A 19,267-nucleotide genomic window follows, 5' to 3' on the forward strand; every position below is an offset into this window, starting at 1 on the left:
GTGGCCGATGCGGCGAAATAAAGGAGGAGGGAGGCCGGAGGCCGACGGGGGACATTCGCTGCATCGGCCACCCGGCGTCCATGCCTCCGCACAGGTCGCTGTGCAGCGCTTCGATGAGATCAGATTTCGGGCAGCAGTGGGCTAAGCCCGCAATGACAGCTCGTCGGGGATCTCGACACCCTCTTCGCGAGCCTTCCGCTCCAGCGCCAAACGCCGCTCTCCCGCCAACCGCACGCCATCGTCCACGATCATTTCACTGATCAGCGCTTCGATGCGATCGAGGTAGACATCGCTGCCGGCGAGCGCCGACGGGTCGATCAGCAGGAAAGCCTGCCCGATGCGCGGCACATCGCCCTCGTCAACGAAGAACGACGAGGCCTCGAAGCCGAAACGCGCGCCGGTCAACGCCACCACCAGCAGTTCGACGATCAGCGCCAGCATCGCGCCTTTGGGGCTGCTGGCCGCGCCGATGGGGAGCATCGACCCTTCGAGGCCCGCGCGCGGGTCGGTGGTGGGCCGGCCATCCTTGTCCAGCGCCCAGCCCAGTGGAATGGACTGGCCCTCTTTCGCCGCGACCATCAGTTTGCCGCGCGCCACTTCGGAGAGCGACAAGTCGATCATCAACGGATCGACGCCACGGCGCGGGAACACGGCCGCCACCGGGTTGGTGCCGAACACCGGATGCTTGCCCCCAGCCGCCGGCATCGCTGCCGGCGAATTGGCGAAGTGCAGGAAACGCGAGGCCCTGCCGCGCATCCACCAGCAGTGCCGCGCCCTTGCGCCGTGCGACCGCCGCGACCGCCTTTCCGTCCGCACGCCCATTGCGCAAGTGCGTGGCGTACTGCGCCACACGCGAGAGGCCGTGCGATGCGATGCCTTGCGCCTGCGCAAGCACCAGCGCACGCGCGGTGCTCTGTGCCATCGCGTCGCTCGCGCCCGCTTCGCGCAGCGCTCCGGCCGCGAGCACGATCGCTTCGCCCCACGAAACGCGGGCCATCAAGCCGACTCGTAGAGCCGCGTCAGCACGAACTCCCTGTGGCCGAGCGCCTCGGCCGCTGTCAGTCGGCCATTGGCGGTGCGCAGCATCGATTCGAGCAGCATGTCGCCCGCGCGGTCGAGCGTGATCTCACGCTGCAGCAGGCCCGAGGTGTCCACGTCGATGTGCTCGCTCATGAGCCGCACCGTGCGGGGGTTCGCGCAGATCTTGATCACCGGCAGGATCGGGTTGCCGATCACGTTGCCTTGGCCCGTCGGGAAGAAATGCACCGCGTAGCCGGAGGCGGCGCACAGCGTCACCATCTCGGCCGCGGCACTGGACGAATCCATGAACCACAGGCCCGAGTGCGTCGGCGTCTCGGCCTTGTCGATCACGCCGTCCACCGTGCAGGTCTTGCCGATCTTCTGGATGTTGCCCAGCGCCTTCTCCTCGATCGTCGTCAGGCCGCCGGCGATGTTGCCCTTGGTCGGCTGCGAATCCGACAGGTCGCTGGTCTTGTGGCGGTTGATCACGTCCTGGTAGCGGTTGAACATGAACATGAACTTTTCGCGCACCGCGTCGTTGGCGCAGCGGGCCGCCACGATCTGCTCGCCGCCGGTCAGCTCCGTTGTTTCGCCGAAGCACAGGTAGTTGCCCAGCGGGTGGAGCTTGTCGAAGGCGTTTCCCACGGTGGGATTCGCCCCGCAGCCCGACGTCGTGTCGGATTCACCGCACTTGGTGGAGACCCAGAGCTCGGCGATGCCGCAATGCTCCCGCTGCTTTTCGCTGGCCCATTGCACGTACTCGCGCGCGGCCTTGCTGGCCCGCATGATGGTGTCGTGGTCGCCGTGGCCTTCAATGCCGAAGCCCGTGACCGGCTTGCCCGTCGCGGCGATGCCGTCCACTACTTTCTTGGTCCAGCCGTCCTCGATGCCGATAACGACGACCGCCGCGACGTTGGGGTTGCAGCCGGTGCCGATCAGTGTGCGGAAGTGCAGTTCCAGGTCCGCGCCGAACTGCAGGCGGCCGTACGGATGCGGGATCGCCAGTGCGCCTTTGATGTTGTGGGCCACCGCCTCGGCCGCCGCGTTGGACAGGTCGTCCAGCGGCAGGACAATGACGTGATTGCGCACGCCGACGCGGCCGTTCTCGCGGCGGTAGCCCAGAAAAGTGGTGTCTCTATCGATGTTGGACATGCTGCTCACCACCGCTTGGTCTTGATGTTGTGGACATGGGCATGCTGGCCTGCCCGGATGGGCTGGACGACCTTCCCCATGTCGATGCCGTACTTCATGACCGTGTCGCCGACGGCCATGTCCGCCAGCGCGATCTTGTGGCCGATGGGGATGTCCTGCCGCGCGGTGAGCTGCACCATGCGGTCCTCGTCCATCACCCAGCCGGTCAACTCGGTGCCGGCCTTCACGCCTTCCACCACCACGACCGCCACGGTGTCGTGGGGGTCGTGCAAAACGAAATGAATCAAGGGTTTTCTCCAACTAGGGGGCAGCGCGCAGTGTTTCCGCCGGCGCAGGCCGCTGTCAACCAGGTCATATAGATGACTTGAACGGCTGAACTACACTGGCTGGATGACATCGCCCGTTCGCCCGCATGGACTGCAGCGCGTTGCCGCGGGCGGGCCGGGCCCGCTCTACCGGCAGGTGAAGCGCGAGTTGCAGCGAGTCGTCGAAAGCGGCGGCTACGGGCCGGGCGATAACTTGCCCAACGAGAGCGTCATCGCGCAAGCGCTGGGCGTGAGCATCGGAACACTGCGCAAGGCCGTGGACGAGCTGGTGCACGAACATGTGCTGGTGCGCCACCAGGGCAAGGGGACGTTCGTCGCCCTGCACACCGACGACCGCTTCCTGTTCCAGTTCTTCCATGTCGAGCCTCGCGAGGAGTTCCCGCTCGAAGCCAGCCTGCGCGAACGCGAGTATCCACAGGTGGACTGCGTGGGCTTCGCACGGGGGCGCGCCGACGAGGTCGAGGCCGCGGTGCTGCGGTTGCACCCGGGCGACCCGGTGGTGCGCATCGACAACCGGCTGTCGCTCGGCGGCAGGGCCGTGGTGCACGACCGCCTGGTGGTCTCCGCACACACGTTCAAGGGCCTGACCGAGCAGCGCTTCCTGTCGCGGCCCAGCACCATCTACAACCTGTACCAGACCGACCATGGCATCACCGTGCTGCGCGCGCGCGAGCGGGCGCGGGCCGTTTCCGCAGGGCGGGAGACCGCGCGCATTCTCGGGGTGGCGGTCGGCGTGCCGGTGCTGGAAGTGCATCGCGTCGCGCTGACCTTCGGCGACAAGCCCGTGGAATACCGCATCTCGACGATCAACACCGCCGCGCACGACTACGTCAGCCTGCTGTCGAAGGGGTAGCGCTGTCTCGCGAAGGCGCGTTACGGCCCGTAGAGCCCGGCCGGGCCGCCGAGTTTGGCGGCCTTCTTCTGCACGTCGGGCTGCGACATCGCCGCGATGCGCGCCGCGGCGTACGGTGAGGCAGCCTCACGCAATGCCGGTCCGCAATCCGCATCCTTGCCGGGTCCTGTCTCGATCGTCGCCGCCAGGCCCAGCAAAGGGTTGACGGCCGCGAGGGCCAGCACGACACCGGCCTTGCCTGCCAGGGCGCCCTTGTCGGGCCCCAGCTTCGGCGAGGCGAAGCTGCCGGCCATCTTGAGGGGCGAGCGCAGCGACAGGATGCTCATGTCCTTCGGGTACGGATGCAGCGTGAGGTCGAGCGATTCGTTGGCCAGGCTCACCTGCCCATTGCCATACACCACGGTGTCATCGGTATCGAACACCAGCGCCCGGCTGGTCATCAGGCCCTGGTTGACGTCGAACGCGGCCCCGGCGCAACGCAGCTTCACGTTCTGGTCCCCACGCATCATGAACTTGATGATTTCGGCACCGTCGATGCCGGCGAACTCCATCAGCAGGTTGCTGATCTCGCCGCGCCCCATCAACATCGCGACGTTGCCGCCGGCAGTGCCCAGCATCGTCGCCACCGAGTTGCCCCGGCCCTTCAGGTCGATGTCGCCGTGGATCTTGCCGAAACTCGCGCGCGCCAGCTTCACGCCGGGCAACAGCTTGTTCAGCTCGAGCGACCGCGCGTCCAGGCTCACCTCGGCCTGCGCCGGGTTGCTGTTGCCATTGATGCGAAGGCGCCCCACCACGCTGCCGCCGGCGATGCCCACGTCGAGCGGATCGAGTTGGAGAACGCCCTCGTTCATGCGCACGTGGACCTTCATGCGCTCCAGCGGCAATTTCTTTGCGTGCGTGACGCGCGCGGCCTGGTAGTGCACGTCGGCATCCATCGCCTTCAACCGAGGAACGTCCAGCGATGCCGTGGGCAGCACCTTGCGCGCGGGGTCTCGCGAAGGACGCGCGCGCCGCGCATCGGCCGGTACGGCCCTCGCGCCCGGGACTTGCGGAACAGCCGCCGCACTGCGCGGCTGCTCGGGCAAGCCCACCAGCGGAGCCAGGTCATCGAAGTCGAGCGAACGCGATTGCATCTTGCCCGCAAGCAGCGGCACCTTGCCCGTGCGGTCGAACGACAACTCACCGCTCATGTCGGTGTTGCCCATCTTGCCGTTGATCTGCTTGACCCACCACACTTCGCCCTGCTTGGAGAGCCGGCCGCTGAGCGAATAGCGTGGCGTCGACGGCAGCACGACGCCGACCAGTTTGTACAGGTCCGCCCAGTTCTGGCCCTGCAGCGTGAACGACGCGTTGGCCCCGTCGAGCGTTGCGAGGCTGGAGACCAATCCACTGGCCTTGAGCGTGGTGCGCCCAGCAACGGCTTGCATCTCCATCGGGAAAGGATTCTGCAGCGGGGCACTGAGGTACAGCACGTTGCCGGTACGGCCCTGGGCCGTGAAAGGCTCCTTCTGCCAGGTGCCGCGCGACTTGAACGAGAGAGGCAGGTCCGCCTGGTCGCTGATGGCGAACTCGGTGTGGATGTCGGCGCCCCTGTGCGACGCGACGAAATGCATGCTGCCCTCGTCGACCACCAGCGCGCCGATTTCGGGGTTGTTGCGCGGGTCGCCCGTGTCGAGGCCGAGCGACCAGCTGCGGCGTCCGTCCGGCTCGATCTGCAACCCCAGTTGCGGCTTGTGCAGCCGGATCAACGGCATTTCGATGCGGCTGCGCAGGAGCGGCAGCAGGTTGATCTGGATCTCGGCGCTCTGCGCCTTCACCAGCATCGGGTCGTGCGCCCAATCGGGATTGGCGAACTCGATGCCGTCTGCCAGGATGCGCGTGGTGCGTCCGAGCTTCACGTCCAGGTGCCGTGTGATTTCGAAGTGACGGCCGGTCCTCTCGGACACGTAGCGATTCAGCGGGCCGCGCAGAACGTCCCAAGGAAAGAATGCCGCCAGGAGCACCAGCAGAACCGCGACCACCGCCACTGCCGCAAGCACCTTGACCCACAGCGCGTGGCCATGGGGCTGAGGCATCGTGGGTGCGCCATCCATGTGTCCCGTCACCGTTGCGTGGCCTTGGCCATGACCGCGTTCGTGGCGACAGTCGCCGACGCCCCGCCTGCCGGCTCGCCGAGCGCGACCAGGCCCGCAGCCATCAGGGTGCCGAAGAAGATCATGGCGGATTGAATCAACAACTTCATCTTGCGCGTTCCTGGGCAGGTGCCCCGGCTTGTTTCAAGCAAGTGTACGCAGTGAAAAAGTGTTCATCGGTCAGTACCTTGCGAGACCCCCTGTCGGCGGGTGCCTACATCGCGTCTGTAGGAAACATCCTACCGAACGCCACCTGGACGGCTGGCAGAATGAAGGCCTCGCGCGGGGAAACATGGAGATACAGATCGGTCAGCCGCCAGCCTCACAAAAGTGCGCCGGACGCACCGCCACCGCCATGAATGACCCACTGTGGATTTGAGAACTTACATTGTCGAAGACAACGCCACGATTCGTGAAAACCTGATCGGGACGCTGGAGGAACTGGCGTCGATCAAGGCCCTGGGTTGGGCCGAAACCGAGAACGAGGCCAAGAGCTGGCTGGCGGGCAACGAAGGCCAGTGGGAGCTCACCATCGTCGACCTGTTCCTGAAGCAAGGCAGCGGGTTGGGGGTGCTGGAAGCATGCCGTGGCCGCAACCCGAAGCAGCGCGTCGTGGTGCTGAGCAACTACGCGACGGCAGACATGCGCAAGCGCTGCCTGCAGCTGGGCGCCGACGCGGTCTTTGACAAATCGAATGAGATCGACGCGCTCGTGGAGTACTGCATCGCGCTGTGCGAGGCGCCGAGGCCGGGCGCTTGAGCCCGGCGACTGATCAGTCGATCAGTTTGTTCTTCAACGCGTAATAGGTGAGGTCGCTGTTCGATGCCAGGCTCATTTTTTCCATCAGGCGGGTGCGGTAGGTGCTGACGGTCTTCACGCTCAGCGACAGCGCCTTGGCGATGTCGCCCGCGGTCTCGCCCTTGGCGAGCTTGAGGAACACCTGGAACTCGCGCTCGGAAAGCTGCTCGTGAGGAGCGCCCCCTTCCTTGCGATTGAGCTGCTGCGCGAGCAGTTCCGCCACCGCGGGGGAGATGTAGCGGCGGCCCAGTGCGATGGTGCGGATCGCGTTGACGATCTCCATCGGTTCGCATTCCTTGTTCAGGTAGCCGCTGGCGCCCTGGCGGATCAGGTTCATCGCGTAGTGCTCTTCGGGATAGCCCGAGAGGATCAGGATGCCGACGTCCGGCGCCTTCGCGCGGATCATGCCCAGGGCATCGATGCCGCTTTGCCCGGGCATCGACAAGTCCATCACCAGGACATCCAGCTCCGTGGTGCGCACCAGATCGATCGCTTCGCGGCCGCTGGCTGCTTCTCCCACCACACGCAGATCAACCTGTTCGGAAAAGAACTGCTTCAGTCCGGACCGGACGATCGCGTGGTCATCCACAATGCCGACTTTGATCATGTCTGTTCTCTTTCGTAGGTCTTGTATCGGAGCCCATTGTGCCGAACTTTCGGCGCCCTGGGCTTACCCTTCAGTCATGACTATGCACGATTTTATGCAAAACCACGGTGATTTGGGATGAGATTCATGCGTTCGTTCTCAATGCCGCGCATGGGCATCAGCCTCGCGCTGGCCCTCCTGGCGGCCTGCATTCTCATCGCGATCAATGAAACGGGCTTCGCCCAGTCCAGCCGCGCCCTGAACGACATCGCCGAAGCATCGCGCACCCGCGCATCGCTCAACCGCGTGCTGCAGAACATCCTGGACGCCGAGACCGGCCAGCGCGGCTACCTGCTGACCGGTGATCCACGCTACCTCGACCCATACAACACGGCCGTGGCCGAGGTCGGCCAGCAGCTCGACGCGCTGCGCCTCATCTACACACCGAGCGCGGACGACTTCGCCACACTGGCCCAGCTGAGCCGCAACGTGCAGCGCAAGCTCGCCGAGATGGACCTTTCGGTGCGCCTGCGCAAGCAGGGCAACGACGACGCATGGAAGTTCGTGCTCATGACGGACGTCGGCAAGGAACACATGGACGCGATCCGCGAAGAAGCGGTCAAGCTCATCAACTCGTCGAGCCACCGCATGGAAGTCAGCCAGGTGCAGGTGCACCGCTCGCTGATGCTGTCGCGCATCGGCATCGCCACCGTCACCATGGCGGGCCTGCTGGCGTTCTACCTCTACCTGCGCCAGACCACGGCGCTCAAGCTGGCGGGCGAACAGCAGCAGAAGGTGCTGCAGCAGGAGCGCGACCTGCTCGAACGCCAGGTGCGCGAACGCACTGCCACGCTCGCCGAGCTTGCCACCCACCTGCAGAACGTGCGCGAGGAAGAGCGCGGCCACCTGGCGCGCGAACTGCACGACGAGCTGGGCGCCCTGCTGACGGCGGCGAAACTCGACGTCGCACGGCTGAAGTCGCGGCTGTCCACGCAGCCGCCGGAGATCGGGCAGCGGCTGCAGCATTTGACCGACTCGCTCAATAGCGGCATTGCGCTCAAGCGCCGCATCATCGAGGACCTGCGGCCCTCGTCGCTGTCCAACCTGGGCCTGACGGCGTCGCTCGAGATCCTGGCGCGGGAATTTTCGGAACGCTCGGGCATCGAAATCACGACGGGGCTCGAACAGGTCGACCTGGACGAATCGCGCCAGCTCACCGTGTACCGGCTGGTGCAGGAATCGCTCACGAACGTCAGCAAATATGCCGAAGCCAGCCAGGTCGAGGTCAGCGTGCGCGACTACGACAACCACGTCGAAGTGGACATTCGAGACAATGGCAAGGGGTTCGACGTGGGCAATGTGCGGCCTTCGACCCACGGCCTCGCCGGCATGCGGCACCGCGTCGAAGCAGCGGGCGGCCGTCTGATGGTGAACTCCACGCCGGGCAGCGGCACACGCATTTCGGCGGTGATGCCCAAGGTGCTCGCGGCGGCCTGACGCCCGCGGGCGTTTTTCCGAAACTTCCCCATCGCCAGTCGGCGGATTCCTACATCCGCCCATCCCCCCTACCGACAACGACTCAGGCGCGCCGCCGATCAACAGCGCGGCGGTGCGCGGTCTAACCTAGCCCCAGGCGTTCGGTGTGCAGGTGCACGCAGGACGCCCGGCCCGGGCGCGCCCCCGCAAGGAGATCGACATGCTGCACTACGCCATTGTGTTCCTGGTGATCGCGCTGATCGCGGCGCTGTTCGGCTTTGGTGGCATTGCCGCCGGCGCGGTGGAGATCGCGAAGATCCTGTTCTTCGTGTTCGTCATCATGGCCGTCGTCGCCTTCGTCGTCAGCATCGTGCGCAAGGGCTAGCCGCCACAACCATCAACAAAGCAGAGGAACGACACCATGACCACCCCGACCAGCACCAAGCTCCGCACAGGAGCCTCCGGCTACGCCGACGAGGCGTACGACGCCACCGGCAACGCGCTCGAAAACACGCGGCAGTTCGCCTCGCAGGCCATCGAGAAAGCCGGCGAAAGAGTGCGCGACCTGCGCTACGGCGTGAAGGATCTCGCCAGCAAGGGCGTGACCTCTGCCAGCGACGCTGCCGCCGCGGCGCAACGGCAGCTCGGCCAGTACGCGCACGCGACCAGCCGCTATGTCACCGAACAGCCCGTGAAGTCGGCGCTCATCGCCGCTGCCGTCGGCGCCGCCGTCGCAGCGCTGGTGCTGGCATTGCGCCGCCGCAGCGACCGCGACTACTGATACGCCGGACGGACGCCGCCCATGGCCATGCTTCATCCCATCTTTTCGGTACTGATCCACAAGCCGGAGCTGGTCATCGACCACATGGCCGGTTACGCGGCGCTGGTGCAGGAAGAAGCGTCTTCCGTGGGAGGCGAAGTCGCGAAGCGTGTCATCGCGTGGGCCGTCGTTGGGGTTGGCCTGCTGGCGTTCGTGATCCTGGCCGGGGTGGCGGTGATGCTGGGTGTCATGCACGGCCAGTTCCACTGGATGCTGGTTGTAGCGCCAGGCGCGCCGCTGGCGCTGGCCGTGGCCGCGTGGACGGTCGCCCGGCAGCACCTTCCCTCGAAGGCCTTCACCGAACTCAAGGCCCAACTCGACGCCGATGCCCAGACGCTCCGCACGCTCGGGTCGCAATCATGAGCGATGCCGGGGACAGGCTGGCACGCACCCGCCTCGCGATCATCGCGCAGGTACAGCGCCGGGGCCGCGGCAACCGCGACGACGGCGCCGCACGCGAACACCGTGCCCAGGATCGGCAGCGTGAACATGCGCAGGACGGTTGGACATCTTACGAAGAGCGCGAATGGGAAGAGCGCGAAGGCATAGCCGGCTGGTTCGCACACGCCAGGCGTGCACTCAGGACCTGGTGGCGGCATCACCCGGCGCATATGGGCGTCGAACTCGCCACACCGGTGCTCTCGAACTATGCGTACCGCAAGCCCGTGCAGTACCTGGCGATCGCGGCCGCGGTGGGTGCCGTCGTGGTGGTCGCGCGGCCCTGGCGCCTGATCACGGTGGGCGGGCTGCTGGCGGCCGTGCTCAAGTCGTCGCAGGTGTCCACGCTGGTGATGTCGGCGCTGTCCGCGGCCGACTTCCAGAAGGACCAGCGGCGTCCTTACGAATGAACGAGTGAATGAACGAACGCAAGCTGGATGGTGGGGTGCCAGTCCGGCGGGCAATTTGAATCCAGGCACCGAGAAACTTGATCAACTCAGGAGATAGTCATGAAATACGCCCGAGCCCTCGCCTTCGCCCTGGTGGCAGGCGCCACCATCGTCAGCACCGGCTGTGCGGTCGTCCGCGGCCAGGAAACCGTAGGCGCCTATGTGGACGACGCCGCCATCACCACCGCGGTGAAGGCCAAGTTCGTCGAAGACAAGAGCGTGGACGCCGGCGCCATCAAGGTCGAAACGCTCAACGGGACGGTTGCGCTTTCGGGCTTTGCCAAGTCCAACAGCGAAAAGGCCCAGGCCGAATTCATCGCGCGCAATACCAAGGGCGTGCGTGAAGTGCGCAACAACCTGGCCGTCCGTCCGTAACGTGCGTCTGGAGGCCCAACCGGCCCGATGAAGACCTTTCGCTGCGACAACTGCGGGCACCCGCTGTTCTTCGAGAACGTGCAGTGCCTCCAGTGCGGCAGCGCCCTGGCCTTCCTGCCGGACCGGCTGGCCCTGTGCGCAGTGGAGCCGGTGCCCGGTGACGCGTCGGGCCTTTGGCAGCGCAAGACCCGGAACAGGCGCAAGGCGGACCAGCGCCGCTACCGCCTGTGCGGCAACCACACCCTGCACCAGGCCTGCAATTTCGCGCTGCGTTCGGGTGACCCGAACGCACTGTGCGCCTCATGCCGGCAGACCCGCTTGCTGCCGGATCTTTCCGTCCCCGAAAACCATGACCGCTGGTATCGCATCGAGATCGCCAAGCGGCGCCTTTTCTACACCCTGGCCAAACTGCGGCTGGTCTCTGTCGATACGACCGATGGCCGAACCGACGGGCCGATGTTCGAATTCCTCGCGGAGCTTCCGGGGCAGCAAGTCCTGACCGGCCATTGCCAGGGCCTCATCACACTCAACATCGCGGAGGCCGACGACGACGAGCGGGTCCGCCGCCGCCTTGCCCTGCACGAACCGTATCGCACGCTGCTCGGCCACTTGCGCCACGAGTCAGGCCATTTCTATTGGGACCGGCTCATTCTGGGCAGCGGACGCATCGACGCGTTCCGCGAGATGTTCGGGGACGAGCAGGCGAACTACGGGCAGGCGCTACAGAACCACTATGCCGCGGGCGGCGCGCCGGCCGGCTGGCAGTCGCGTCATGTCAGCGCGTACGCGACGGCCCACCCTTGGGAGGACTGGGCCGAAACCTGGGCGCACTACCTGCACATGGTCGACCTGATGGAGACCGCGTCGTCGTACAGCACGCGCGTGGTAGTGCCAGGCAGCGAGGACGAAGACCCTGAAGAAGTGAGCAACCCGTTCGACGCGGGCGACAACGACTTCGACCAGTTGGTGGAGCAGTGGGTCCCGCTGACGTTGCTGCTCAACAGCCTCAACCGGAGCCTGGGCCAGGACGATGCGTACCCGTTCGCGCTGACGGCCGGAGCGCTGGAGAAGTTGCGCTTCGTGCACGACGTCATCCACGCGCCCCAGGCGGCAGGCGCGGGGGAAGGCGCGGACGCGGCGTCGTGCCAATCCGGCGAAGCGCAGGCGGCGGATCAGCCCGTGGTCAGCCCGCCTTGACGACCAGCTGGTTGTTGACGGAAACCACGCCCTTGATGTCCTTGGCGATCCTGGTCGCCTGAAGGGCCGCCTCGGGGCTCGGTGCCGGCCCGGTGAGCGTGACCACGCCATCCTTGGTGTCGACGTTGATCTTCACCGCGCTCAAGTCCTTGTCGGCGACCAGGGCCGCGTTGACCTTGGTGGTGATCATGCCGTCATCGACCTTGTCGGCCGCCGCGGCGCCCATCGCCTTCGTGTCGTCAGCCGCATTGCGCGCAGCCTGCTCGACTCCTGCGGCGCCCGCGCCCACGCGGTCACCCACGGTGCCGTCGTCTGCGCGGTTGCATGCGCCCAGCGCCAGCAGCATGGCCAGGGAAGAGACGGCCAGCAGGCCTCGTTGTTTGGAGGATTTCATGGGGATTCCTTTCTTCAAGGGTTGATTCGGGGCCCGATGGGCCCGGCAGCCACCATGTTCCAGGGGTGGCGCCAGCGCCGCCGTGGGAAACCCTCCGATGCGCCTGTAGGACAACGGATCAGGTGGCGCTATCGCCTTCCATGTCTTTCAGGATGCGGTCAAGCCGCGTCGACAGCTGCTCGGTGGTGAGCTGCTCGCGGAAACGTTCGACCATCAGCGGCAGGCTCATCGGGCTGGGGTGGCGCAGCTCCGCGAAATCCACGGGCTTGCGCAGGATGCGGCTGAGCGTGGCGCGCAGGCGCGAAATCTCCAGTTCCTGGCTCAGCACTTCACGTTCCGCCTGCGTCAACAGCAAGTTGCCTTTGTCGTATTTTCGAAAGACTTCGAAGAAGAGCCCGCTCGAAGCCTGCAGCTGTTTGGCGCTCTTGTGCTGGCCGGGGTAGCCGGAGAAAACCAGCCCCGCCACCCGCGCGATCTCGCGGAAACGGCGTTGGGCCAGCTCGGTGGAGTTGAGCGAAGCCAGCACGTCCTGCAGCAGGTTCGCCGTGGTGAACACTCGCTGGTCCACCACCGGCCGCAGGTCGAACTCTTCGGCACTGACCAGTTCGAAGCCATAGTCGTTGACCGACATGCTGAAGGTATTGGGCTTCTCGCGCGCGAGCCGCCAGGCCAAGAGGCTCGCCAGGCCCAGGTGCACATGGCGGCCGGCAAAGGGGTAGACGTAGAGGTGGTAGCCCTCGCGCGACTTGAAGGTCTCGACCAGCATCGTGTCCGGCGTCGGAATGCGCGAGAGGCGCTGCTGCGTCAACAGCATCGGGCGCGCGGCTTCCAGCTCGGGTTCGAAGAAGTCGCCCTGGGCCGCCCGCTGCATCATCTCCAGAACTGCATCGCCCAATTCCGTGGACAGCGCCATCTTGCTGCCTTGCCAGGTGGGGACCGTGCCCTTCTTGCGCGTCGCCTTCTTCACGTACGCGGCCATGTCCTGCGCCCGGATGAATTCGAGCAGGCGCCCCGCGAAGAAGAAGCAATCGCCCTTGCGAAGCCGGGCGATGAAACCTTCCTCGATCGTGCCGAGGTTCGCGCCGCTCATGTACTTCACCTGCATCGCCGCATCGCTGACGATGGTGCCGATGCCCAGCCGGTGGCGCTTGGCGATGGCGCGTTCGCGCACCCGCCACACCCCCTCCTCGTCCAGGGCGATGCGGTGGTAGTCGGGGTAGGCCGTGAGACTGTCGCCGCCCCGTGAGCAGAACGCCAGGGCCCAATCGAACTCCGCCTGGGTGAGCTTGCGGTAGGACCACGCGGTGCGCACCTCGCCGTAGAGCTCCTCCGCCTGGAAGCCGCCGCCCAGCGCGATCGTCACAAGGTGCTGCACCAAGACGTCGAGCGGCTGGTCGGGCGCGTCGCGCTGCTCCACACGGCCGGCGTGCGCTGCGCGGCGCGCGGCTGCGGCCTCGATGATCTCCATGGTGTTGGTCGGAACCAGTGTCAGCCGGCTCGCGCGGCCGGGCGCGTGCCCGCTACGTCCGGCGCGTTGCATCATGCGCGCGACGCCCTTCGCCGAGCCGATCTGCAGCACGCGTTCGACCGGCAGGAAGTCCACGCCGAGGTCGAGCGACGACGTTGCCACGACGGCGCGCAGGTTGCCCTCTTTCAGGCCCTGCTCGACCCATTCGCGCGTGGCCTTGTCCATGGAGCCGTGGTGCAGCGCGATCTCACCCGCCCACTCCGGCTTGGCCTCCAGCAGCAGCTGGTACCAGATCTCGGCCTGCGAGCGTACGTTGGTGAACACCAGCGTCGTCCCGGACTTCGCGATCTCGTCGACCACGGGTTGCTGCATGCGCGAGCCGAGGTGGCCGGCCCAGGAATACTTGCCGGGGTCCGGTGGGATCAGCGTGTCGATGATGAGGCTCTTGTCGATCCTGCCGCGCACCAGCAACGGTGCTGCCGCACTTGTCATTGCGACCCGCAATCCATCCGGTCGCGCCGAGGTCGGTCCCGGATCAAGCCCAGGATTGCAAAGAACTTCCATCGCCTCCTGCAGGTTGCCCAGAGTCGCGCTCAACCCCCATACCACCAGCCGTGGATTGAATCGCCACAGCCTCGCAATCGCCAGCTGGGTCTGCACGCCTCGTTTGCTGCCGATCAGCTCGTGCCACTCATCGACGACGACGTACTCGACGCCGGTCAATTCCTCTCTTGCATGCTCGCGCGTGAGCATGAGGCTGAGCGACTCCGGCGTGGTGACCAGCACCGTGGGAAAGCGCCTGTCCTGCCGGGCCCGCTCGGCGCTCGGCGTGTCCCCGGTGCGCTGGCCGATCGTCCACTCGGGCGCCATGTCGCGCAGCGGTTCCGCGATGGCTTTGGTGGTGTCGGACGCGAGCGCACGCATCGGCGTAAGCCAGATCGCGCGCAGCGGTTCGGCGCCGCGGGCCGGCGGATGGCGCTGTAGCAACTGGTCCAGCATGCCCAGCCACACGGCGTAGGTCTTGCCGGAGCCGGTCGTCGCGTGCAGCATGCCGCTGCGTCCCTCGGCCACGGCCCGCCACACATCCCGCTGGAATTCGAAGGGTTGCCAGCCGCGCGCGGCGAGCCACTGCTGCGCCGGCGTGGCATCACGGAGCTCCAGCGGTTCGTCCGGTGACGGAGAAGGACGGGCGGGCATCGATAGCGAATATTCTTGAACGATCGATTGTGCGGGGGATTACAGTGGGCGTGCAGGAGTTGCCCGATGTCCCAAGCTCGTCTCACCCGCCGCCAGGCGATGGCCGCCCTCGCGGCTGCCGCGGCCTCGCCGCTCGCGCTCGCACAGGCCTACCCGTCCAAGCCCATCAAGGTGCTGATCGGCGTGCCCGCCGGCGGGACGCAGGACGTGCTCACGCGCGCCATCGCCGATGCGGTGCGCCAATCGCTCGGCACGCTGGTGATCGACAACCGGGGCGGCGCGGCAGGGCGGATCGCCGTGGAAGCGGTGAAGAACGCGGAACCCGATGGCTACACCCTGCTCCTGGGGACGGCCGGCCAGATGGTCATGTTCCCCAATGCCTACAAGAACCTCAACTACGACCCGTTCAAGGATTTCGTGCCCATCGTCAACGCGGCGAGCTTCGAGCTGGCGATGGTCGTGCACAAGGATGTCCCCGCGAACACTCTGGCCGAATTCGTCGGCTGGGCCAAGGGCCAGGGCAACAAGGTGAGCTTCGCCTCTTATGGGGCCGGCACGCCATCGCATTTCCTCGGGGAAATGCTCAATCGCGCCGCAGGGCTGCAAATGGTGCACGTGCCCTATCGCGGTTCGACCCCGGCACGCCAGGACGTCATGGGCGGCACGGTCCCGCTCTACTTCGACACCGTGGGCGGCGCGATCACGATGCTGCCCACCGGCCGCGTCAAGGTGCTGGCCACCAGTGGCGCGCGGCGCTCGCCGCCGATGCCAGCGATCCCCACGTTCACCGAGCAGGGATACAAGGACGTGGTGGCCTCCGCATGGTTTTCGTACTACGCGCCGGCGCGCACGCCCCAGCCGATTGTCGACCGGCTCCGCGCGGAGTTCGCCAGGGCCGTGAATTCGCGGGAGGTGCGCCAGCAGTTGCTGGTCAACGGCATGTACCCGGTTGGCGATGGGCCTGAGGCGCTTCTGCAGACGATGCGGGAAGACACCGCCCGGTGGGGCCGCATCATGCGGGCAACGAATTTCGTGGCAACCGATTGAAATCGCATGACACCTGCCGCTGCCGTCGCCCGGCCCAACATCATCTTCATCGTCGCGGACGACCTGGGCTTCGCCGACCTGGGATGCTACGGCGCCCGGCCGGCGGATTTCGGCGCGGTCTCCCCGGTGCTGGACGGCCTGGCCGCCAATGGGTTGAAGTTCACACAGGGATACTCAAATTCGCCGGTGTGTTCGCCCACGCGCTTCGCGCTCATGACGGCGCGCTATCAATACCGCCTGCGCGGCGCGGCGGAGGAACCGATCAACAGCAAGAGCCGCGGCAGCACCACGCTGGGCCTGCCGCCGGAGCACCCGACGCTGCCGTCATTGCTGAAGGATGCAGGCTACCGCACGGCGCTGATCGGCAAATGGCACCTCGGCTATCCACCCGCGTTCGGTCCGTTGCGCTCCGGCTATGAGGAGTTCTTCGGCCCCATGTCCGGGGGCGTCGACTACTTCACGCATTGCGCTTCCACCGGAACGCACGACCTGTGGGCGGGCGACGAGGAGAAGAACGAAGAGGGCTACCTCACCGACCTGATTTCGCACCGCGCCGTGGACTACGTCGGCCGGATGGCGGGCGGAGGTGCGCCGTTCTTCCTCAGCCTGCACTACACGGCGCCGCATTGGCCCTGGGAAACGCGGGACGACGAGGCCCTGGCGCAGGAGGTCAAGGGCAACCTGTTCCACCTGCACGGCGGCAACATCCACAGCTACCGCAAGATGATCCGCCACATGGACGAGGGCGTCGGCTGGCTGATGGACGCACTGCGCGCGCACGGTGTCGCGGACAACACGCTCGTGGTCTTCACCAGCGACAACGGGGGCGAGCGCTTCTCCGACAACTGGCCGCTCGTGGGCGGCAAGATGGACCTGACCGAAGGCGGCATCCGCGTGCCGTGGATCGCGCATTGGCCGCGGGCCATCGCGGCTGGCGGCGTGAGCGCGCAGCACTGCATGACCATGGACTGGTCGGCCACGATGCTCGATGCCGCGGGTGTACCGGCCGATCCGGATTACCCACTCGATGGCCTGTCGCTGTTGCCGGTGCTGCGTGATGCGAGCCACAGTTTCCCCCGCCCATTGCATTGGCGAATGAATCACCGCGGGCAGCGCGCGCTGCGCGACGGCCGCTGGAAATACCTGCGTGTCGATGGCATCGATTACCTGTTCGACATCGCCTCGGATGAACGCGAGCGCGCCAACCATGCCCCGCGTGAGCCGGAGCGTCTGGTGACCATGCGCGAAGCCTGGGAGCGATGGAATGCCACGATGCCGCCGATCCCCGACGACGCGACCGTGAGCCTGGGGTATTCGGTGAAGGACATGCCGCAGCGGTAGCAACGGGTCTGTCATTGCATACTTGCGGCATGTCGAACCTCGGGCGCTGGCTCCCCTTCCTCCGATGGCCGCGCCCGGACGCGGCCTTGCTGCGCGGCGAGTTGGCCGCCAGCCTGACGGTGGCCGTCGTGATGATCCCGCAGTCGGTGGCGTATGCCGGCCTGGCCGGCATGCCGCTGATCACAGGGCTCTACGCGACGTTTCTCCCCGCGCTCTTCGCCGTGCTGTTCAGCGGTTCGACCCGGCTCTCCGTCGGGCCGTCGGCACTGACCAGCGTGCTGGTCGGCACGTCGCTCGTCGGCCTGGCCGAGCCGGGCAGTGCCCAATGGATCGCGCTGGCGGTGTGGCTGGCGCTGCTCTCGGGCGCGATCCAGCTCGGGCTGGGCGCAGCGCGCGCCGACTGGGTGCTGAACCTGGTGAGCTCGCCCGTGCTCGCGGGCTTCAGCCAGGCCGCCGCACTGCTCATCATCGTCTCGCAGGTTCCCACCCTGATCGGGTTGCGCGGCGCCTTGTCCACCTTGTGGCAATCGCCATCATTCGACACCGCCGCTCTCGGCTTTGGCGTCGCAAGCGTGGCGTTGTTCGTCGCCGGCAAGCGGTACGCGCCGCGCCTGCCGATGGTGTTGATCGTGATCGCGGTGGCCGGCGCGATCAGCGCATGGAGTGGCTACTCCACTCACGGCGCCGTCATCGGCACGCTTCCCCAGGGCCTGCCCTCGCTCTACTGGCCGGGCCTGCCGGCGTGGGCATCGCTCGGCGCTCTCGTCGTGCCGGCGCTGGTGATCGCGCTGGTCAGTTCGCTCGAAATGGCCAGCAGCGCGAAGATCGAAGCCCGGCGCGACGGCAAGCGCTGGGACGCGGGCCAGGACCTCATCGGCCAAGGCATGGGCAAACTCGCGGCGGCTTTCTCCGGCAGCTTCCCCACCAGCACCTCGTTTTCGCGTTCGGCGATCACCCTGTACTCGGGCGCGCGAACGGGCTGGGCGACGGTGCTGTCGTGCGGCGTCGTGCTGCTGGTGTTGCTGTTCCTGACGCCGGCGCTGTACCACGTGCCGAGCGCGGTGCTTGCGGCGGTGGTCGTCACGGCGGTGGCCGGTCTGTTCAAGCCAGCCTCGCTGCTGCGCCTCTGGCACATCGACCGCGTAGAGGGCGTCACCGCGCTGGTGACTTTCGCCGTGACGGTGCTCACGGCTCCGCGCATTTATTGGGGCGTGCTGGCAGGCGTGGTGCTGGGGCTCGCGCACTTCCTGTACCTGCGCCTGCACCCGCGCATCATCGAAGTCGGCCTGCACCCCGACGGCAGCCTGCGCGACCGGCACTTGTGGAAACTGCCGCCACTGGCCCACGGCCTCTATGCACTGCGCATGGACGATGAACTCGACTTCGCCTCGGCCAGCGCTTTCGAGCGCAACATCATCGAGCACCTGGGCGCGCATCCGCAAACGCGCCATGTGTGCCTGTTCGCGCAGCCGATCAACCGCGTGGACACGACCGGCGTGGAAGTATTCGTCCAGCTGCGCAAGTCACTCGAAGAACGCGGCATCCGCCTGCACATCAGCGGCATCAAACTGCCGGTGGAGCGCGTGCTGCGCAAGGCCGGCGCGCTGTACGACAGCCCGCTTCTCGCCATGTACCGCACCGACGCCGACGCGCTGCACGCGTTCGGGCAAATCAGCCCAGCGACTTGAGCGCGCGCCGCAGCATGTGGCGCGACAGCAGCTTGTGGAACGGCATGACCGCCGCGAGGTAGATGCGGCCTGGCCGGCCATGCAACCGCACCAGCGTCGACATGCGCACATCGGTGCCGCCGTCCATGCCTTGCACCGAGACCCAGATGCGAAAGTCCAGGTGCTTGTCGTCCAGGCCCAGCACCACCTCGTTGGGCATTTCGGAAATGATGGGAAAGATCCCGGCCTTCGAGCCCGTCGCCGCCGCAGCGGCATCGCGCGCTGTCTTCAGGCCCAGGCGGCCCACGACGCCGTCGCGCACGGCCATCAGCCCATCGACCCAGCCCGGCGGCTTGTCGAACGCCGCCCGCGCGACTTGCATCGCCGTGATACCGGCGCGCGCCACATGCCCGTGGTAGCAGTCCGCGAAATCGATGCGCGGCAGGCCGGAGCTTTGCTCGGCCTGCGGCGGCGTGGGGATGAGCAGGATGGAAGGATTCAAAGTGGCCATGGGTCCTTTGTACTCCATGC

Annotated in this window: 20 protein-coding genes and 1 pseudogene; 12 read left to right on the top strand and 9 right to left on the bottom strand. The window is 66.6% G+C overall.

Annotated features, from left to right (window positions below; translation table 11 throughout):
- Nucleotides 1–141 precede the first annotated feature (141 nt).
- The 3 genes and pseudogenes from EEB15_RS20425 to EEB15_RS20435 all read right to left on the bottom strand — a co-directional run bounded on the left by EEB15_RS20425 (nucleotide 142) and on the right by EEB15_RS20435 (nucleotide 2,459).
- A pseudogene (locus EEB15_RS20425) lies at nucleotides 142–997 on the bottom strand (Ldh family oxidoreductase).
- Complete coding sequence (locus EEB15_RS20430) at nucleotides 997–2,172, bottom strand: UxaA family hydrolase (protein ID WP_141511724.1); 1,176 nt, start codon at nucleotides 2,170–2,172, stop codon at nucleotides 997–999. Before EEB15_RS20430 ends, EEB15_RS20425 begins: the two are co-directional and overlap by 1 nt.
- A gap of 5 nt (nucleotides 2,173–2,177) precedes the next feature.
- Nucleotides 2,178–2,459 carry a UxaA family hydrolase gene (locus tag EEB15_RS20435; protein WP_141511725.1) on the bottom strand — a complete coding sequence of 94 codons (282 nt, stop codon included), beginning with the start codon at nucleotides 2,457–2,459 and terminating at the stop codon, nucleotides 2,178–2,180.
- Between the two features lie 103 nt (nucleotides 2,460–2,562).
- Here EEB15_RS20435 and EEB15_RS20440 point away from each other — a divergent pair, with 103 nt between their 5' ends.
- On the top strand, nucleotides 2,563–3,351 hold the full coding sequence (locus tag EEB15_RS20440) for a GntR family transcriptional regulator (protein ID WP_141511726.1): 789 nt from the start codon (nucleotides 2,563–2,565) through the stop codon (nucleotides 3,349–3,351).
- 20 nt (nucleotides 3,352–3,371) lie between these two features.
- Here the strand turns inward: EEB15_RS20440 and EEB15_RS20445 are convergent, their stop codons facing one another.
- Both EEB15_RS20445 and EEB15_RS33735 read right to left on the bottom strand, forming a co-directional pair.
- Nucleotides 3,372–5,444 carry an AsmA family protein gene (locus EEB15_RS20445; protein WP_233259557.1) on the bottom strand — a complete coding sequence of 691 codons (2,073 nt, stop codon included), beginning with the start codon at nucleotides 5,442–5,444 and terminating at the stop codon, nucleotides 3,372–3,374.
- A gap of 8 nt (nucleotides 5,445–5,452) precedes the next feature.
- Nucleotides 5,453–5,593 (bottom strand): hypothetical protein, encoded by a 141-nt coding sequence (locus tag EEB15_RS33735; RefSeq protein WP_158290175.1) that lies wholly within the window; start codon nucleotides 5,591–5,593, stop codon nucleotides 5,453–5,455.
- A 259-nt stretch (nucleotides 5,594–5,852) separates the two neighbouring features.
- Here EEB15_RS33735 and EEB15_RS20450 point away from each other — a divergent pair, with 259 nt between their 5' ends.
- Nucleotides 5,853–6,242, top strand: a complete 390-nt coding sequence (locus EEB15_RS20450; protein WP_141511728.1) for a response regulator — start codon at nucleotides 5,853–5,855, stop codon at nucleotides 6,240–6,242.
- A gap of 13 nt (nucleotides 6,243–6,255) precedes the next feature.
- Here EEB15_RS20450 and EEB15_RS20455 read toward each other — a convergent pair whose 3' ends face one another.
- Entirely contained in the window at nucleotides 6,256–6,888 is a 633-nt protein-coding gene (locus EEB15_RS20455) for a response regulator transcription factor (RefSeq protein ID WP_013902425.1), read from the bottom strand.
- A 126-nt stretch (nucleotides 6,889–7,014) separates the two neighbouring features.
- Between EEB15_RS20455 and EEB15_RS20460 the strand changes: the two genes are divergently transcribed.
- From EEB15_RS20460 to EEB15_RS20490, 7 genes are all read left to right on the top strand, one after another.
- Nucleotides 7,015–8,364, top strand: coding sequence for a CHASE3 domain-containing protein (locus EEB15_RS20460; protein WP_233259558.1), 1,350 nt, complete (start codon nucleotides 7,015–7,017; stop codon nucleotides 8,362–8,364).
- A 199-nt stretch (nucleotides 8,365–8,563) separates the two neighbouring features.
- Nucleotides 8,564–8,728, top strand: a complete 165-nt coding sequence (locus EEB15_RS20465; RefSeq protein ID WP_141511729.1) for a DUF1328 domain-containing protein — start codon at nucleotides 8,564–8,566, stop codon at nucleotides 8,726–8,728.
- 36 nt (nucleotides 8,729–8,764) lie between these two features.
- The gene (locus EEB15_RS20470; RefSeq protein WP_141511730.1) at nucleotides 8,765–9,124 is read left to right on the top strand and encodes a DUF883 family protein; all 360 of its coding nucleotides are present in this window, start codon (nucleotides 8,765–8,767) and stop codon (nucleotides 9,122–9,124) included.
- 21 nt (nucleotides 9,125–9,145) lie between these two features.
- Entirely contained in the window at nucleotides 9,146–9,526 is a 381-nt protein-coding gene (locus EEB15_RS20475) for a hypothetical protein (RefSeq protein WP_233259559.1), read from the top strand.
- Nucleotides 9,523–10,011 (top strand): hypothetical protein, encoded by a 489-nt coding sequence (locus EEB15_RS20480; RefSeq protein WP_141511731.1) that lies wholly within the window; start codon nucleotides 9,523–9,525, stop codon nucleotides 10,009–10,011. Before EEB15_RS20475 ends, EEB15_RS20480 begins: the two co-directional genes overlap by 4 nt.
- Before the next feature lie 99 nt (nucleotides 10,012–10,110).
- Entirely contained in the window at nucleotides 10,111–10,425 is a 315-nt protein-coding gene (locus tag EEB15_RS20485; RefSeq protein WP_141511732.1) for a BON domain-containing protein, read from the top strand.
- Nucleotides 10,426–10,452: 27 nt separating this feature from the next.
- On the top strand, nucleotides 10,453–11,622 hold the full coding sequence (locus EEB15_RS20490; protein ID WP_141511733.1) for a putative zinc-binding metallopeptidase: 1,170 nt from the start codon (nucleotides 10,453–10,455) through the stop codon (nucleotides 11,620–11,622).
- Here EEB15_RS20490 and EEB15_RS20495 read toward each other — a convergent pair.
- Together EEB15_RS20495 and EEB15_RS20500 are read right to left on the bottom strand one after the other, a co-directional pair.
- Complete coding sequence (locus EEB15_RS20495; protein WP_141511734.1) at nucleotides 11,609–12,016, bottom strand: BON domain-containing protein; 408 nt, start codon at nucleotides 12,014–12,016, stop codon at nucleotides 11,609–11,611. The genes EEB15_RS20490 and EEB15_RS20495 overlap by 14 nt on opposite strands.
- A gap of 118 nt (nucleotides 12,017–12,134) precedes the next feature.
- A complete protein-coding gene (locus EEB15_RS20500) occupies nucleotides 12,135–14,681 on the bottom strand; it encodes a ligase-associated DNA damage response DEXH box helicase (protein ID WP_141511735.1) in 2,547 nt (848 codons plus the stop codon).
- Nucleotides 14,682–14,747: 66 nt separating this feature from the next.
- Between EEB15_RS20500 and EEB15_RS20505 the strand changes: the two genes are divergently transcribed.
- Genes EEB15_RS20505 through EEB15_RS20515 form a run of 3 tightly spaced genes read left to right on the top strand, consistent with a single transcriptional unit; the run spans nucleotide 14,748 to nucleotide 18,757 of the window.
- Nucleotides 14,748–15,728 carry a tripartite tricarboxylate transporter substrate binding protein gene (locus EEB15_RS20505; RefSeq protein ID WP_141511736.1) on the top strand — a complete coding sequence of 327 codons (981 nt, stop codon included), beginning with the start codon at nucleotides 14,748–14,750 and terminating at the stop codon, nucleotides 15,726–15,728.
- A gap of 6 nt (nucleotides 15,729–15,734) precedes the next feature.
- Nucleotides 15,735–17,069 (top strand): sulfatase, encoded by a 1,335-nt coding sequence (locus tag EEB15_RS20510; RefSeq protein WP_141511737.1) that lies wholly within the window; start codon nucleotides 15,735–15,737, stop codon nucleotides 17,067–17,069.
- 29 nt (nucleotides 17,070–17,098) lie between these two features.
- Nucleotides 17,099–18,757, top strand: coding sequence for a SulP family inorganic anion transporter (locus EEB15_RS20515; protein ID WP_141511738.1), 1,659 nt, complete (start codon nucleotides 17,099–17,101; stop codon nucleotides 18,755–18,757).
- On the opposite strand, the gene EEB15_RS20520 is transcribed toward EEB15_RS20515, so the two are convergent.
- Entirely contained in the window at nucleotides 18,741–19,247 is a 507-nt protein-coding gene (locus EEB15_RS20520; protein ID WP_158290176.1) for a DUF2867 domain-containing protein, read from the bottom strand. The genes EEB15_RS20515 and EEB15_RS20520 overlap by 17 nt on opposite strands.
- Between the last annotated feature and the right edge of the window lie 20 nt (nucleotides 19,248–19,267).

Origin of the sequence: Ramlibacter sp. WS9, from assembly GCF_003797765.1 — a bacterium.
GTDB lineage: Bacteria > Pseudomonadota > Gammaproteobacteria > Burkholderiales > Burkholderiaceae_C > Ramlibacter.